The organism is Dorea sp. OM07-5 (assembly GCF_003481355.1).
In the GTDB taxonomy this organism is placed as follows: domain Bacteria; phylum Bacillota; class Clostridia; order Lachnospirales; family Lachnospiraceae; genus Dorea_D; species Dorea_D hominis.
This window is the reverse complement of the sequence record NZ_QUKZ01000007.1, coordinates 100,308-116,085: the sequence shown is the minus strand read 5'-3', so window position 1 is coordinate 116,085 and position 15,778 is coordinate 100,308. Positions and strand designations below refer to the sequence as shown.

Sequence of the window (15,778 nt, the reverse complement as noted above, 5' to 3'; positions counted from 1 at the left end):
GAAAAGGGCAGCGTCAGTGCTGCCAAAAGTTACACAGCCTGTTTCTTCTGTTTCGCAAGGATTTCCAGAAGCTCCTGCCGATCTGTGGTAATCAGCTCCTTTTCCAGATTGGAAGCCTTAAATTCCACAGTGATGTTATTGTTGTTGGTTGAGATCAGACCGTTGCCCCGCTGGAAATGGGTGATGTTCATTACTTCTGTTTCCGATAGATGCAGGATAGTCTTCACCCGCTGTGCCTCTTCATCCTCCATGTTCAGGATAATCTTGGTCTTGCAGTTATTGATGATACCCTTGCCGTACTTCCCGTCATCCAGAGCAAAGAAGTCGTTTAAATCCTGTGTGGCAAAGATGCCGGCTCCGGAGTAAGCACGGATGATCTTGGCAATCTCCAGTACGAATTCCGCTGCAAGCCGGTTGCTGGATGCACCGATGAGTTGCCAGACCTCATCGACAAAGATGGCTTTCTCTTCGGTACGGTTTTCCTTCGCTTTATCCCAGACATAATCCAGGGCAACGAACATGCCGACCGTTAAAAGATCGCTGGAACCGGTCAGTTCGGAGATATCCAGTACCGTATATTTATTGGTCAGGTCCACATTGGTCTGCTGGTTAAAGGAAGAAGCAGAACCGTGAACCAGGCGGTTCAGGATATGAGCCAGACGTTTGGTATCCTCGCTTTCCAGCAGGACATTGTAGACATCCTCCAGAATGGGCATCTTTTTGTACTGCTCCGGATGCTGCGGATCTGTCAGGGATTCATTTTTATGTGTAATCCCTTTTCTGGCATAGGTTTTGATTAGGGCTTCATCCAGAAGCTGCTTCTCCTCATGGGACATATCCGGGATCAGCAGACTGAAGAAGATGTGAAGCCTTTGGATCTTGCCTGCCAGTGCGGAGGCATCCAGTGTCGGTCCGTCCAGCAGTTCATTTACAGAATTGTCTACCTTCCGGATTTCCATGATGTTGATACAGTTCTTACTGGCAGGAGAGATCTGGATAAATTCTCCGCCGACATTCCTTGCAGCCCGGTAAAATTCGTGTCCCTTTAGCGGAGCGATGATGAACACCTGGATGCCTTTTCTTCGCATCCTTAGTGCCATGGTCTGCATGGTGAAGGTCTTTCCTGCTCCCGAACAGCCTAAGATACAGATGTTGCTGTTCTTGTACTGCCTGGAATCAAAGATATCCGCAATGACCAGGGAATTGTTATGCTTGTTTACCCCAAAGAGGATTCCGTTATCATCGCAGATACTGTAGCTGACGAAGGGATAGCAGCTTGCCGCCCCGGAAGTCAGTACGTTCCGCTTGGACAGCTTAAAAAGCTTCTTGTCCAGATTTGCCAGCGGCAGAGAGGATAAAAATCCCTGCTCCTGTAAAAAGTAGCAGGAGTGTAAGTTCATATCCTGCGAGATCAGGAGCTTTTTCATTTCCTGAATCCGCCACTGCAGTTCTTCCAACGTGGAAGCAGTAATGGTGATGAGAAGATTCATGTAATAGAAATCTTCGTTGTTGGCAAGTCCCTGCTTCAGAAAATATCCGGAGCGGATGGCAGAATCCAGATCGTCATAATCAGTGTTGGTATCGGACGCATCCTTTAATTTGGAACGGTTGATACGGATCTGCTGACCGAGACGCTGCTGAATCTTGTCCTTTGGCTGTTTCTGGAGAAAGAAATCAATATCAATCCCTTCCCCGGCATTGACAAGGAGTGACAGCCATCCGGGAGTTACCCGGTTTTTGTAGCCGTCAGACGGCACAAGCAGGTAGGAATGGTAAAGCCCATTGATCTGCACATAATGGGAGTGCTTGAAATCCACACTTTCCGGTGCGAGAAACTCGTTGATCCGGATGTGATCCAGTTCCTCCATGCGATTTTCCTTTGTATAGGCGGACAGTACAGTGCTGATCCGGTTCGAAAGCGGAACCTCCGTACAAAGGGTACGGTTTAAAAGGGTGTAGAGAACATCCGTAGTAAATTCATCCTCATTGTCATGGGAGACCACTTCATTCCCGCACTGGTATAGAAAGGTTTTGGCGGTCTGGGAGGCTGTCTCAAGAGCAGCAAGGATTTCCCGTTCCTCTTCCTTTCGGTTTGCGTTGAATGGTTCATATTCAAAGATCAGAAAGAACCGTCTGGATACTGCTTCTCTGGAACTTAAGTTCTGGACAAACTGGATGTAGTCACGCTGCAGTTCCTGACAGTGGGGATCGGTTTCCCGCTCCAGCTCCAGCTGGGACTGCTCCAGATGCTTATTGATGTCTGCTTTTTTGGAGATCATCTTGATCTGGAGTTTGACAGGGCTGATCTTTAAGTAACTGATAAAGCTGTAGATAATGCCCTGCTGTTCCCTGGCACTTCGAAGCAGAAAGTTGATTGGTTCAATCTCCAGGATCTTCACGTACCGTCCGTCTGTGGTATAGACGATTCCGTTTGCGATTTTTTCCACCGGAAGATAATCCTCCAAGGTCTGGTCTTTCTTTCGCTTTTTCCGGGAAACGGGTTTTGACGTGGCAGATGAGGTGTCCTCCTTGGAAACCACCTTTTTTTTCTGCTCTTTTTTTGCAGCCCGCTTTTCGGAAACTGCCCGTTTTTCTTCCTCCTTTCGTCTCCGGGCTTCCGTTTTTTTCTGTATTTTTATCTGTTTCGCCGCCTCTTTTTTCTGTCGGCTGGCTTCTTTCTGCTCCCACTTCAGATAACGGATATCTTCCTTTGCCTGTTTTTTGATGCCCCGCTTGGTGGAGGTATCAAACTGCCGGTGTTCTTTTTTTTTACTTTTTGGCGGAGCTGGTGCGTCCGGTTCAGACTGTGGGGGAGCCGATGCCATTACTTTGGAAGGCTCTGCCATTTTTTCTGCTTTCCGGTGTTTCTTTGTCTTTGGCTCTTTGAAACGTGGTTTCCTGCGTGGCTTTCCTTCCGGAAGACTGTCGGACCTCCAGATTACCCTGCGGTTCACTACAAAACGCAGGGCATTCATCAAAAAGGCAGTGATGCTCTCCCCGCCGATTCCAATCAGGGCTACCATTGCCGCTGGAAGTGCGGTCATGCAGAGAATGATGATGCGGGCAGTCAGGGACAGCGGCAGGTGGAAAACAGGGATACCGATTGCCAGGGAAAGAACAATGCTTTCTATGGCATTGCGGATGTCAAAAGTTCCGTTTAGGATCTTGCCTTTCTCAATGAAGTTGGAAGGGATAAAGGAAACCGGTGTTTCTTCTGGCTGTGTCATGGCTGCACCTCCTTTTTCGTATCTTTCGCATCTTCGGAAGGCACAGAGGCACTGCCGGATTCTGTGTCCGGAGCTTCCGGGCTGTCAGAAGTATCCGGATACCCGCCTTCCTGCAGGTGTTCAATGTCCTGCGAAGTCAGGGACGGCAGGGAATCATCGGTTTGCTTTTCGTAAACAGTCGTATCTGCAGAGACCTGTACCCCGTCTTCTCCAAATAAAAACACACCCGTCGGGGTGTGGTAGGTAACCGGAAGCGTATCCTGATCGGAAAGTGAAAACATCAGGCAGACGGTTGTTTCGGTAGGGTAGCTGGTTTTTTCCGGCAGGAAGGTGATGCTTGTCTGTTCTTTTTTGACATACTCTTTTAGGTAGACAGGAAACTGCCCTTTGAGAGAAGCAATCTGGCTGTCGGAGAAAAATGCTTTTAAAGCATCAAAATCCAGATATTCCGGCATGGGGGTATCAGAATTTGTTTCTGTTGTTTCCTTTGCCGGTTCCCTGCCTTTGTTTCCGGAAGCTTCTTTTTTCTGGCTTTTCCAGAAACTGGGGAGAACCAGTCCGGCAAGCAGCAGAAACAGCATCAGAAAAATGGAAAGAATCACTTTTGTTCTGTTCATAATGGCTCCTTTATTTTTTGTCGAAGATCCAGTAGGCATTTGCCGTAGCATGGATTTCCGACATCATATCAAATTCACGGTTAATATAGTTCTTTGCGTCACTGTCATTGGGATCATTGACCAGTACCTTGCCGTTTGCCGTAACACCTCGGAGTACGATGAAGTGTCCGCCGCTGGTGAAAAGTCCTGCCCGCTGAGAGGAGATGACCGGACAGCCTTCGGAGAGTGCCTGAAGTACCGTATTGGCATTGCTGGTCTGTGTGACGCTGCCACAGCCGAAATGACTGGCTGCAGCCTGAAAGTAGCTCCAGTAGGTTCCAACTCCCGGCTTGTAATAGGAATTCCCGCACCATGCCACCGCATCCGGAGGGGTAATGGTATTCCCGGTCAGGTAGCTGGCGATCATGGCAAAGCTGGTAGGCCCGCAGCCGGAAGATGCGATGGAGCCGCCGCCATAAGGAATGTTCCCGTAATCGGTCTGGAGATAGTGCGGAATCTGCATTCCGTTTGCCGGATAGCTTCCGCCGGTATTGGTAATCTGATAATACCGGAGAACATGCTCCACATATTCCTTGTCCCCATACCGGTCATAATGCCAGTTCGGACGGGCACACATCATATCCGAATAAGCAATGGCGTTTTCTTTGGTATAACCGCCGTCACGTTCCATTGCCCAGTCGATATAGCCGGAGCCGTAATTGTAACCCTGAAGCGCCAGCTTGATGCGGTCCAGGTCGGTAGGTCCGGTACATCCTGCTTTATCCAGTGCATACTTTAATTCCTGAATCCCACATTCGATGGAATAAGCAGGATCGGTGATGCCGTTGGGGACATGGGGGTATTTCTTATTAAAGCCGCCTTCTGCCGCCTGCATGGGATCGCTTCCACGCCCGCCGCTTTCCTGCATCATGACTGCCATGAGGAGTTCCACATAAGCTTCCATGCCGTATTTCTGTGCGACCTGCTGGATGGTAGCCCGGTAAGCCAGCACCTCATCGCTGACACCTACCGCCATGGCAAGACCGGAAGCGGAGCCGCCAAAGAACATGGTCAGGTTTTCCACATAACTGTCTGCCGTTTTTTTCTGCTTATCGGTCAGATGAAAGACGTGATCTGCAAAGTAGGCATCTCCGGCATAGCTGACCGTGTAGGTATGGCGGGTAAAAGTAACCTTTCTGGGTGGTGCATTTTCCTCTTCCGCCGGAACTTCCACCGTGGCCGTTTCTGAAGTAACGTCATAAGAAAAAAGCCCGTCCTCGTTTTCCCGGATCAGGCTTTTGAGTTTGCTGATATTTATATTTTTATAGTCATCCTGGCTGGCACAAAACTGTGCGATGAGCTGGTTCGCATTTACGATGATACTGGAAGCGTAAGGATCGCTGATAGAGGCAGTATCTCCTTCCGGGAGTCTGGCAATTTCCGCATTGATCTTAGCAAGCAGTGCATCATGGCTTTCCTGAAGCACCTCCACGATTGCCTGATTGGAAGCCCGGATATTTTCACTGATTACCGTGTTGCTGGTCAGTGCTCCGGTATTTTCAGAGAGGTCTCCGAAGACGAGTCCCGGAAGCATGACAAGGAACAGAATGGGAAGCATCAGTACACCGCCGACGGCTGCTCCAGTTTTCGCAAGGGTGCGCCTGTGCCGGAATACTGTACCGATGACAGCAAGAGGACTGCCCATCAAGGCTGTTTTTGGCATGTTACATACGCTCCTTTCGCTGTGGGGCTGGCGGCAGTTTCTGGACAATGGATTCATTGTAGGCTACTTTGCCGCTGCCGGAAGTATATGGTGTTTTTTCGACCGTATCCTGTGCATACTGCTTGTACCAGGTGGAACCATCCACGGACTGTACCGTAGAGTAGGAGCCCTGAGTAGGAGCTGCATACTGGTCGGCATGGTACAGGGCAAAATCCCGGTTTCCGGAGCTTCCGGTTTCGGTACCGGTGATCCTTCCGCCACCGATTTCTACATTATCATAGGAAGAACCGCCGCCCGGATTGATGCCCATATAGGAAGTAAAGGCTTTCTGTGCGTCTGCTCCCTTGATGGAACCTACCTGACCGTAATTTCCCTGTGCAATGTTGCTGATGACCTGATTGGCAAAGTCTCCGCCTTTGTTCAGGGATGACTGGTAGAGCATGTTTCCGATACTGCTGTGTTCGGTATAACCGGTTGCGGAATTGACCGCTTCTCTTTGTACCTGTCTTCCCACTGCCCCGGCAAGCCCGCCGGATAGGAAGCTTCCTGCGACAGCCGCACTTCCGGGAGAAGAGGCTTTGTGGTAGCCGCCACCACCATGGGAACGCATGGAACCGGTCAGGCTCCGTCCTGCAATCAGAAGTTCAGCCATCATGTTTCCTCCGGTATTGCCGACATTGATGCCAAGCGATGCCAGAAAAGAATCAATTTTCTGGGATACCTTTAAAAAGGCAATGGCACACAGGAACCAGACGAAGACATTTCCGGTTACCGCTTCCTTTCCCTGACTGGCAACTGCCGCTTCCACGTCTGCTTCCGTAAGCTCCGCTGCAAAGACCGGCATGGAGCAAAACAGTACCAGACAGGCAGTTAGTACCAGGAATGGTATGAGTTTCTTTCTAAGTTTCATTTTGGTCCTCCTTTCTTATAGGGATAACGGATTGGCAAGGAAGGTGCCGACCATAGAAGTAAACAGCCGCAGGCACCACGCATTCATCAGAAGCAAAAAGAACTGGCCGCCAAGCATCCGGCACCAGCTTTTGAAGATATTTCCGGTTGACTGGCTGGCACCCATGGAAAAAGCTGCCGGGGCTGTGTAGACCAGTACCCCCAGAAGAATATAGCGTTCTGCCGCTTCAAAGAGCAGTTTGATGTAGTTCCACGCCAGAATCAGTACCAGAATCAGTGCAATGATGGCTACCGCCCCATTTGCACAGACTCCCAGGATGACTGTGACTACGGAGTTAAAATCCGCAAATTTTAAAGGCGGCAGGTCTTCCGTCAGAATCCAGTTGTACGGTGTTCCTGAAATCTTCAGGAGCAGATCCACAATATCTTTCGCATAGAAGGTGAGAAAGATAAAGAGGAAGGAACGGATGGACAGCTTAATGGGATCTTCCGCTTCGATACCGGCTCCCATAAAGTAATTTTTAAAGAGCTGCCATACCCAGTTTAAGAGGATCAGCCCGATGCCCAGTGCCAGAAAGACCTGATACATGGTCTCGGCAGCAGGAAAGTAGCGAAGAAACGTATCCATGGAACAGCCCAGAGCACCGAGGACTGAAGTGGTGATCAGATCCAGAATGTTCATGACCTGTTCGGCAATCCATTCCACGATTCCGTCAAGTATTCCCATAGTGGCATCTCCTTTCGTCTATCCGTTCCATTTTCCGCCTGCAAAGAACGGGGTGATGTAAGCCATGATAAAGCCAAGCCCGTTTAAGATCGCCCAGGTAATGACGATACGCTTGAGCCATGCACGTGATTCGTCCACGGTTTTTCCGCTTTTGGAAAAATTCATCATCAGAAGGGCAACCGATGCCGTTACGACTGCAGCAATGGTGGAAATGAGGATAATCTGGTTATAGACATCCTTCATGATCTCATTGGCTTTGGTCCAGATGGTAGCGGCAAAAACCGGCTGTGTGTATCCGCAGAGGACTGTGACAGCCAGAAATGCAGCATACAGGCATCTGCCATAATTGACATGCCGTTTTGTGTCCGGCGGAGCGTTTTTCAGTTTGTGTTTCACGTAAAAGTACCTCCTTTTTATAAGAGCGGCAGGAGAATTACCTCCCCTGCCTTTGCTTATGGTTTTCCTGCCTCAAGAAAGGACGCAGCCCGGTCAATGCAGGCTGCGTCCTAAATCAAAGTATGAAATTGTAAAGATCCTCCTATCTTACAGAAAAAACGCAGCTTATTTGCCGCAGGAGAGGCTTCCCATACGGCAGTGCTGCGTTTCGTTCTGCATATAATTTTGACAATATCAATTTTAACATGGGTAAATTACCGCTACAATCGCAGGACTGTGCCAGTTACAGACGATGGAGTGCCAAAAATGTGACCAACGCTAAAAGCGTTATAAATGCAATCCTTATGGATACTGTAAGCGTGATTTGCAACCAATTATACTGGATTTACATGACTAATGCTTTAAGCGTTAGTGAATACTGGAAGGAGGAGGTGTGCGTGTGAAAGGAATGGGAAAGGCAATCCGCAGGTACAGGGAAGAGGCAGGAATTACGCAGGAGAGACTGGCTGAACTGGTGGATATCAGTACCAACCATCTGGGTGCGATTGAGCGGGAAGTGAAAACACCTACGATGGAAACATTTGTAAAGCTGTTGAATGTATTAGGTGCGGAACCGAATGAAGTGCTGAAGGAAGTGATTCCTCTTACCAGAATGGAACATACTTCTGTAGTGGAAGGAAAGCTGGAAAGGCTCACACCGAAGAAGCAGGAAAGCGTGCTTCGGATGCTGGATGTGATAATTGAAGAGATGATGAAATAGAAGCTGTCTGCGAAATTGCCGCAGGCAGTTTTTTTGAAAGCTGTATATGCAATAAAACACATAAAAATATGCGATTTATGATGAAAGTGATTGCAAGATTTGATATAGTAATCCTAAAAGCATTATAAAACTAATTCTTAAAGGATGACTATAATATGAAAAAGGGATATGTGGGATTATTGGCATGTGCGTCAGGAATTCTGATCGGACTGGGAATCAGCCGGCTGGATCTGACAGGTTATCTTGAAAAAACACAGGAGCAGGAATATCACCCGGTAGAAAGAAAGGTGCCTGAATCAGTAGAAAGCAAGCTGAAAGATCCAAAACAGTGCTGGCTGTGTGGAAGCGATGAACGGAGTATGATGGATTATTTCCGGAAGTTTGACGATCTGGGAGTGATCTGTACCAATCACTGGTATGTGATGGATATGCATATCCGGAATCATGATGAGGACGGGAATCTTACCGGCCCGCAGGGAAACGGGCATATGGGTTATACCGGGACAGGAGAAGGCGGCTGCTTTTTCCATACGGAGCAGATGTCGGATTACGGGATTTCCGAAGTATCGGTGGATTACGGGGAAGATAGTATCTTCGATGTGAAAAAAGTACAGAACCATCTGTGTCAGGAATGCCTGGATAAGCTGGTGGAAAGCATGGAGGTATTCTGTGAGGAAACGCAAAAACCCAAGCCCCGTGATCTGGTACTGGTGGATTTTCAGACATTGGAGCTGTACGCCATTCAGGAGCATAATGCGGGATACTTTATCCGGGATTATTATGTGGAAATTGAGTCGGAGGAAGATGGGGTGGAAGTAAAGGCATTTTACTGCCCGAAGCTTAATAACGGGAAAAAGGATGGAGAATAAATTGAGGTTTGCATTGGTGAGGAGTATAATGTAAGTACGTGTTATGTATTGGAAAAACTTGAATTTAGCAGAAAGAAGGATTGTTATGAAATTTATCAATACTAGAAAATTCACATGGATAATTTGTATAATAGGATTTTTGCTTGCTCTTGTAAGTATATTTTTCTTACCGAGTATTATTCCAGTACATTTTGCAAATGGGATTGCGGATGATTATGGAAGAAAAATACAAATATTTTTATTTCCTATATTACAAGTGCTTATCACTTTTTTGACTGGACGAGAAAAAGTAAAATATTGCCTGACACATTCAAAAACTTTCTTAACGGACATTCAGTTTAATTGGATGATAGATGGTGTACTTTTATTGGTAATGTTTGCAGAAATATGGGTTATCTATGCTTCATTTGCATAGAAATACTTGCATAACAATTTACATTTGATTGAGCAGATAAAAATGATTTGAGGTGGTAGCAATGAAAAAGCGATTGGGAATCATAGCCGGAATTTTAGGAATTGTATTGGCAGTCATTGGCATTGTACTGAAGCAGAAAGAAAACACAGCCGTTTCTGTTATTGGTGGTGCGGATGGCCCGACTTCTATTTTCATAGCAGGGAAGTTAAATGTTGATAATTTTATTTTTATGATTGTAGTTGGAATTATTTTATTGATTTTGGCAGGAGTTATTTTTTACAAACGTAAGCATTAAGTTACAGTTTTTTAGACTGTGTATGGCGGAAGAACCGGGAAAGTGTAGATATATCATGGGGATTTTGGAAAAAAATAAAAAAAGTAAGGGTACAGCGTTTGTCTATGATGAGAATAATGATTACTATAAGATGGAAATAAACGGGATTGAATTTGTCTGTGACAGTATACATTCCGATTATGAGAAGCATGCAGTTGAACTGGCACAGGCGTATGAGAAAAGGCTGCCGGATATCGTGGATTATCTTATGCCGGATATAAAGGAGATGTTTGGAATTACAAATCCAGATGTAATAGCAAACTCACTAGGAAAGCCGAGTATAGATTTGGATAGAGGAACACTGACTTATCTGGAGCACACAATGGACAGCCTACATATTATTGAAATGGAATTTGACGGTATCTTCACGGCATTCTATAACTCCTGTATTGATGGATAGGACTTTAGTAACATAGAGCTGCAGTTGTCTACAGCTTTTATCCAGACTTCGGATGTTACAGAGAAGCAATCAGAAATGGATTGATCGATTTCTGAAGCAGTATCCGGTGAAATCCTTGAACATATGAAGGAAAAGTATGTATGTTAATTTTATTTTTATTGTAGACAAAAGATAGGACTGATATGATAAAAGAACAGGTTATTACAAATAGAGGTGGAGTATTTGATGCAGAAAATATTATTACTGGAGGATGACTTGAATCTAAATCGGGGAATTGCCCTGTTACTTTCACGGGAAGGGTATGAGGTTCGTCAGGTTTATACAATAAAGGAAGCAAAAGAAGCATTTCAAAAAGGAGATTATGCTCTTGTTATCAGCGATATTACATTGCCGGATGGTACAGGACTGGATTTTGGAAGGATGGTACGTGCAGGTGGAGATACATATCTTATCTATCTTACGGCTTTGGATCAGGAAATAGATATTGTAAATGGTTATGATACAGGGGCAGATGATTATATTACCAAACCATTTTCACTGATGGCTTTGGTGTCGAAGGTGAACGCATTGATGAGACGGCTTTCTAAGGTACAGGCACAGATTATGTCTTCCGGAGAGATTACGGTGCATATGAAAACGATGCAGGTGTATAAAGGGGATGAACCAGTTACTTTAAGTAAGAAAGAATTCTCTCTGTTGCTGTATCTCTGGGAGAATGCAGGACAGATTGTTTCAAAAGAAAGTATCCTGGAGCATGTATGGGATATAGACGGTCAATTTGTCGATGATAATACGGTTACTGTCAATATAAGCAGACTGAAGAATAAACTTGGAACAGAAGAGATAGCGAATGTGAGAGGACTGGGATATATATGGACCGGAAAGGTAAACAAAAATTAAAACGGTATTTTATCGTATATGTAATCTTTGCAGTATTTTTTACAGTAGGAATGTATCTGATAACAAAGTATGAGGAAAATGCGAAAGCAACGCAGATAGCACTGCTCCTTGCAGAACATCCTGAACTGGAAGGGGAAATAGTTGCAATCTGGGAAAAGTCAGGAACAGTAGATTTTATAAGAGACCGGGACGATCAGAAGATAGAAAGAGTCGTACAGATGCTGGAAGAAACTTATGGTTATCACTCAGGGAGTGGATCTTCAGATGTGGTTATAAGGATTATCTGGGGAATTGGATTACTAGTGGGAGTCATAGTATGTAGCCTGTTCTTGTACCTGGACCGAAGAAAAAACTGGAGCAGATACGGTGATGAGGAACAATTACAGCAATTATATGAATGTCTGCAGGAATTCAGAAAAGGAAAATTCCAAACATATCCTGAAGAAACATCAGAATCGGAACAATGGTTAAAGGTGTGGGAATCTGTAAAGGAGCTGGGGCAATATTTCGAAGATTTGAAGGAACGTCTGGAGCAGGAAGAAAATGGTACGAAGAGTCTGATTACAGATATTTCCCATCAGTTGAAGACTCCGCTTGCATCACTCCGGATGAGTCATGAGCTGGTGGCAGAAAATCGGGTTACAGGAGAAGAACAGAGGGAGTTTCTGGAGCAGGAATCACAGGAACTTACCAAACTGGAACAGCTCTTGAATGAACTGGTAAATCTTTCAAGGCTGGAAACACATATGATCCAGATACATTCGCTTCATGAAAGCCTGAAGAAAACGCTAACAGAGGCTGTCAGTCAGATTTATATGAAGGCAAGAGGAAAAGATATTTCCATTCAGGTGGAGATGGATGATGATATAGTTGTGAACCATGATTCAAAATGGACGGTAGAAGCATTAACGAATATCCTTGAGAATGCAGTCAAATATTCACCGGAACATACAACGATTACAGTGAGGACGCAGGAGCTAGCAAGCAATGTGCTTATTGAAGTAGAAGATGAAGGAATGGGCATTCCTGCGGAGGAACTGCATAAGATCTATCAGAGATTTTACCGGGGAAGGAAAGCAAAGGAACAGGTAAAAGACGGAGCGGGTGTCGGTCTGTATCTTGCCAGAAAGATCATAGAAGAACAGGGGGGGACAATAGCAGCCAAAAGAAAGGCTGAGAAAGGTATGATATTTAAAGTGACACTGCCGCTCATAATAGGAGAATAGTCGGAACCCTTACAAAACTGTTATGGTTGTTGTAAGGGTTTTGTAATGCAGGAATGTTATAGTAGGGGTATGAAATGGAAAGGGGACTTGAAGATATGAGTAGTATTTTAAAAGTAGAAGATCTAGTAAAGTATTATGGAGAAGGCGAGAATCAGGTGAGAGCCGTGGATCATACAAGTTTACAGATAGAGAGAGGCAAGTTTACAGCTATCGTAGGACGTTCCGGCTCCGGAAAATCTACACTTCTGCATCTGATTGGAGGGCTTGACAGACCGGATTCCGGCAAAGTATGGATTGATGGAACCGATATCTATTCTCGAAAAGATGATAAACTGGCACAGTTTCGAAGAAAGAAGATAGGATTTATCTTTCAGGATTTTAATCTGATTCCATCGCTGAATGTGTGGGAGAATATCGTTCTTCCGCTGGGACTTGATAATCGCAAGGTAAAGCCGCGGGAAGTGGAAGATATTCTCAAAAAAATCGGACTGCAGGATAAGAAAGATGCGATGCCGTCTGCTTTGTCTGGTGGACAGAAACAGAGAACTGCGATAGCCAGGGCATTGGTGACAAGACCGGCGATAATTTTGGCGGATGAGCCGACTGGAAACCTTGATTCCCAGACTGAGCTAGAGGTTATGAGCCTATTGAAAAGCTGCGTGTCGGATTTCGGGCAGACGCTTATCATGATTACCCATGATGAAACGATTGCCCAGATGGCGGATGAAATGATTATCATTGAAGATGGCAAGGCGGTGAGAAGATAATGAAGATGACGACCAGAGTTGCATATTGCAATATGCGGCATTATAAGAGCAAAAACATACTGATTGGAATTGCCATTATCCTGACAACATTACTGCTGTTCGTAATCCCATCAATCGGAAAAGATATGGTGGAAGTGAACTTTGCGGTAATCAATAAGATTTATCCAACATGGCATGCCCTTTATCGGAACGTGGACGAGAGTACAGTTATGAAACTGGCGGCACATCACGATGTGAAAACTTACGGACTCCGCAGCGATGCGGGGTACATGAATCTGGAAGATGCGACGGTTTCCATGATGTATATGGACAGAACAGGGATGGAACTTTATAAAGTGAAGCTGAAAGAGGGGCAACTTCCGCAGAAAGAAAATGATATTGTGGTTTCAAAAGGAATACTGGAAGCATTAGGACAGAATGGGAAAATCGGTGACACCATCACAGTACCTTATCAGATTCTGAAAGATGACGGACTGGATTATACGAAGGAGAAAGAATTTCGAATCTGTGGCTTTTTAGCAGATAATGAGAGCAGCAAAGAACAAAAACAATATACATCATTGGTTTCAGAGGCCTTTCTGAAAGCGGAGATACCGGTAGAACAGGTGAAATATCGGTTTTTACTTCAGGTGAATGGACAGAAAGGAAATACGACTGCAGATTATACAGAGACGATACAGAATATTGCCAGACAGTTCGGGATTTCCGAGGATGACATGAATATTAATAAAGAGTATCTTGCAGCAAATTATGTGGATCCGGCTACAATTCCGGTGATTGTAGGAATCATGCTTATTGTTGTATTGGCGGGCATTATCACAATTTATAGTGTTTATTATGTATCTATGAACCAGAGGGTTCGGGAATTTGGAAAGTTAAAGGCAATCGGGGCTACGAAACGGCAACTTAGACAAATCGTACTAAGAGAGGGAATGGGAGTGGCGTTGTTTGCCATTCCGATAGGACTTTTGATCGGAACAGTTGCTGTGAAAGTTGTACTTCTCCAGTTTGTAGAACATGCAAAGGATTCAAACGTACTTGTGACAGAGGCATACAAGGTTGTAGCTAAAGGAGAAGTCCAACTTTATTATTGGTGGATTTATCTGTTGGCAATTGCAGTGACTCTGTGTACAGTGTATCTGTCACTGATGAAGCCTATGCGTATGGCGGCGAAGGTATCAGAAATAGAAGCTATGCGTTACCAGGGAGGCAGTAAGCGACAGAAAAGCAGCAGGAAGGGATATCAATTTCTGAATATCGGACGACTGACCAAGAGAAATCTTGCGGAGAATAAAAAGAAGAGTACTATCACGATTGTATCTATGGCCGTTACCGGAATATTTGTCATGATGGTAGCAACGGTGCTGTCTTGTGCAAATCCGATGGAAAGTGCAAAGAGTTCGATTGTGGGGCAATATGAGATTTCTCCAATTGTGGAATCCGGGAATAAAGAGCATCCTGAATATGAATGGGCGGAGGTTCAAAAGAATAATCCATTAAATGAAGGACTAAAGCAGCAGATAGAGGAGATTGACGGTGTTGAGCGGGTAGATGTGTTTACCGCGTTGAAGGTATCAGGAGGACCTTTTGAAGAAGAAATTGGAACCGAATTTATCAATGGAGTGCCGGAAGAATACGCAGAAGAGCTGAAAAAAGGAATCACTGAAGGCAATGTCACATACGAGGAATTGAAATCCGGGGATAAAGTGATTCTGGACCGTGCGCTACTTCACTGGTATCCAGATATTAAAGTGGGAGATAAGCTGAAACTCAATATTCATGATGGAGATAATACCTTTCAAAAAGAGATTGAAGTGGCAGCAATTGGTGAATATGGAAGAGGTCTGACAAACTATAACTGTCTTATCATGGCAAAAGAAGGGGCAGAGAAACTTACCATAAATAATTCTTCCAGCTATTTTCAGGTGATTGCAGATAAGGATTATGATGAGGCACTGGAAGCATCTCTACAGGCTATTGTGGATGGATCAGGCAGACTGCAGATGCGTACCTGGAAGAATGAGTACGATACATGGGAAAATGCCATACAGATGACTAGAGGTGCATGTTATGCATTTATCATCATTCTGGCAGCAATCAGCATTATGAACTTGATTAACACAATGATCAATAGTGTCCATGTGCGAAAAAAGGAGCTTGGCATGATGCAGGCAATCGGAATGTCGGACCGTCAGTTGATGAAGATGCTCCAGTTGGAAGGTATATTCTATACAGTAGGCACTCTTATTATCAGTATCGGAGTGGGAAGTCTTGCAGGATATCCGTTGTTTTTATATGCAAAGCGTACAGGAATGTTTGATATCAGCACATACCATTATCCGGTAACAGCAGCTATTATTATAATTTTAACATTGTTTGTGATACAGATGTTATTGGCAATATTCATTGCAAAGTCAGTAAGGAAAGATTCATTGATAGAGAGAATTCGTTTCAGTGAGTAAGAATATAAATTTCTGATGTTTAATGCAGGTACTAATCAATGTCGTAATAAAAAGGGGGACTTGATTT

The 15,778-nt window shown here is 44.9% G+C and carries 15 protein-coding genes; 9 read left to right on the top strand and 6 right to left on the bottom strand.

The window, feature by feature from the left end; all coding sequences use genetic code 11:
• Positions 1-29 precede the first annotated feature (29 nt).
• The 6 genes from DXC04_RS08590 to DXC04_RS08565 are packed head-to-tail and all read right to left on the bottom strand — an operon-like array spanning position 30 to position 7,578.
• Positions 30-3,227: a TraG/VirB4 family ATPase gene (locus DXC04_RS08590; protein WP_023921581.1), complete on the bottom strand. Its 3,198-nt coding sequence runs from the start codon at positions 3,225-3,227 to the stop codon at positions 30-32.
• Complete coding sequence (locus DXC04_RS08585; RefSeq protein ID WP_023921583.1) at positions 3,224-3,844, bottom strand: DUF5038 domain-containing protein; 621 nt, start codon at positions 3,842-3,844, stop codon at positions 3,224-3,226. The genes DXC04_RS08590 and DXC04_RS08585 overlap by 4 nt, the downstream gene beginning before the upstream one ends.
• Positions 3,845-3,854: 10 nt before the next feature.
• The gene (locus tag DXC04_RS08580) at positions 3,855-5,546 is read right to left on the bottom strand and encodes a lysozyme family protein (protein ID WP_005333517.1); all 1,692 of its coding nucleotides are present in this window, start codon (positions 5,544-5,546) and stop codon (positions 3,855-3,857) included.
• A 1-nt stretch (position 5,547) separates the two neighbouring features.
• Entirely contained in the window at positions 5,548-6,456 is a 909-nt protein-coding gene (locus DXC04_RS08575; protein WP_005333520.1) for a hypothetical protein, read from the bottom strand.
• 15 nt (positions 6,457-6,471) lie between these two features.
• The gene (locus tag DXC04_RS08570; RefSeq protein ID WP_005333522.1) at positions 6,472-7,182 is read right to left on the bottom strand and encodes a hypothetical protein; all 711 of its coding nucleotides are present in this window, start codon (positions 7,180-7,182) and stop codon (positions 6,472-6,474) included.
• Positions 7,183-7,200: 18 nt separating this feature from the next.
• A complete protein-coding gene (locus DXC04_RS08565; RefSeq protein ID WP_005333524.1) occupies positions 7,201-7,578 on the bottom strand; it encodes a hypothetical protein in 378 nt (125 codons plus the stop codon).
• A 448-nt stretch (positions 7,579-8,026) separates the two neighbouring features.
• On the opposite strand from DXC04_RS08565, the gene DXC04_RS08555 reads away from it, so the two are divergent.
• The 9 genes from DXC04_RS08555 (at position 8,027) to DXC04_RS08515 (ending at position 15,711) form a co-directional block, all read left to right on the top strand.
• Positions 8,027-8,338, top strand: coding sequence for a helix-turn-helix domain-containing protein (locus DXC04_RS08555; RefSeq protein WP_179960461.1), 312 nt, complete (start codon positions 8,027-8,029; stop codon positions 8,336-8,338).
• 155 nt (positions 8,339-8,493) lie between these two features.
• Entirely contained in the window at positions 8,494-9,207 is a 714-nt protein-coding gene (locus DXC04_RS08550) for a hypothetical protein (RefSeq protein WP_005333529.1), read from the top strand.
• Between the two features lie 85 nt (positions 9,208-9,292).
• A complete protein-coding gene (locus DXC04_RS08545) occupies positions 9,293-9,622 on the top strand; it encodes a DUF1648 domain-containing protein (protein WP_022415592.1) in 330 nt (109 codons plus the stop codon).
• 61 nt (positions 9,623-9,683) lie between these two features.
• On the top strand, positions 9,684-9,917 hold the full coding sequence (locus DXC04_RS08540; RefSeq protein WP_117470884.1) for an LPXTG cell wall anchor domain-containing protein: 234 nt from the start codon (positions 9,684-9,686) through the stop codon (positions 9,915-9,917).
• Between the two features lie 55 nt (positions 9,918-9,972).
• Complete coding sequence (locus tag DXC04_RS08535) at positions 9,973-10,356, top strand: hypothetical protein (RefSeq protein WP_226850873.1); 384 nt, start codon at positions 9,973-9,975, stop codon at positions 10,354-10,356.
• Between the two features lie 225 nt (positions 10,357-10,581).
• Positions 10,582-11,256: a response regulator transcription factor gene (locus DXC04_RS08530; RefSeq protein ID WP_005333533.1), complete on the top strand. Its 675-nt coding sequence runs from the start codon at positions 10,582-10,584 to the stop codon at positions 11,254-11,256.
• Positions 11,229-12,482, top strand: coding sequence for a sensor histidine kinase (locus tag DXC04_RS08525; protein ID WP_005333534.1), 1,254 nt, complete (start codon positions 11,229-11,231; stop codon positions 12,480-12,482). The genes DXC04_RS08530 and DXC04_RS08525 overlap by 28 nt, the downstream gene beginning before the upstream one ends.
• Before the next feature lie 95 nt (positions 12,483-12,577).
• The gene (locus tag DXC04_RS08520) at positions 12,578-13,249 is read left to right on the top strand and encodes an ABC transporter ATP-binding protein (RefSeq protein WP_172676439.1); all 672 of its coding nucleotides are present in this window, start codon (positions 12,578-12,580) and stop codon (positions 13,247-13,249) included.
• 5 nt (positions 13,250-13,254) lie between these two features.
• Positions 13,255-15,711, top strand: a complete 2,457-nt coding sequence (locus DXC04_RS08515; RefSeq protein ID WP_243112131.1) for an ABC transporter permease — start codon at positions 13,255-13,257, stop codon at positions 15,709-15,711.
• The last annotated feature ends 67 nt before the right edge of the window (positions 15,712-15,778 follow it).

Excerpts from the sequence above, each read along its gene's own strand:
- DXC04_RS08590 (WP_023921581.1), bottom strand. The coding sequence starts at position 3,227 with ATGACACAGCCAGAAGAAACACCGGTTTCCTTTATCCCTTCCAACTTC.
- DXC04_RS08585 (WP_023921583.1), bottom strand. The coding sequence starts at position 3,844 with ATGAACAGAACAAAAGTGATTCTTTCCATTTTTCTGATGCTGTTTCTG.
- DXC04_RS08580 (WP_005333517.1), bottom strand. The coding sequence starts at position 5,546 with ATGCCAAAAACAGCCTTGATGGGCAGTCCTCTTGCTGTCATCGGTACA.
- DXC04_RS08575 (WP_005333520.1), bottom strand. The coding sequence starts at position 6,456 with ATGAAACTTAGAAAGAAACTCATACCATTCCTGGTACTAACTGCCTGT.
- DXC04_RS08570 (WP_005333522.1), bottom strand. The coding sequence starts at position 7,182 with ATGGGAATACTTGACGGAATCGTGGAATGGATTGCCGAACAGGTCATG.
- DXC04_RS08555 (WP_179960461.1), top strand. The coding sequence starts at position 8,027 with ATGGGAAAGGCAATCCGCAGGTACAGGGAAGAGGCAGGAATTACGCAG.
- DXC04_RS08550 (WP_005333529.1), top strand. The coding sequence starts at position 8,494 with ATGAAAAAGGGATATGTGGGATTATTGGCATGTGCGTCAGGAATTCTG.
- DXC04_RS08545 (WP_022415592.1), top strand. The coding sequence starts at position 9,293 with ATGAAATTTATCAATACTAGAAAATTCACATGGATAATTTGTATAATA.
- DXC04_RS08540 (WP_117470884.1), top strand. The coding sequence starts at position 9,684 with ATGAAAAAGCGATTGGGAATCATAGCCGGAATTTTAGGAATTGTATTG.
- DXC04_RS08535 (WP_226850873.1), top strand. The coding sequence starts at position 9,973 with ATGGGGATTTTGGAAAAAAATAAAAAAAGTAAGGGTACAGCGTTTGTC.
- DXC04_RS08530 (WP_005333533.1), top strand. The coding sequence starts at position 10,582 with ATGCAGAAAATATTATTACTGGAGGATGACTTGAATCTAAATCGGGGA.
- DXC04_RS08525 (WP_005333534.1), top strand. The coding sequence starts at position 11,229 with ATGGACCGGAAAGGTAAACAAAAATTAAAACGGTATTTTATCGTATAT.
- DXC04_RS08520 (WP_172676439.1), top strand. The coding sequence starts at position 12,578 with ATGAGTAGTATTTTAAAAGTAGAAGATCTAGTAAAGTATTATGGAGAA.
- DXC04_RS08515 (WP_243112131.1), top strand. The coding sequence starts at position 13,255 with ATGACGACCAGAGTTGCATATTGCAATATGCGGCATTATAAGAGCAAA.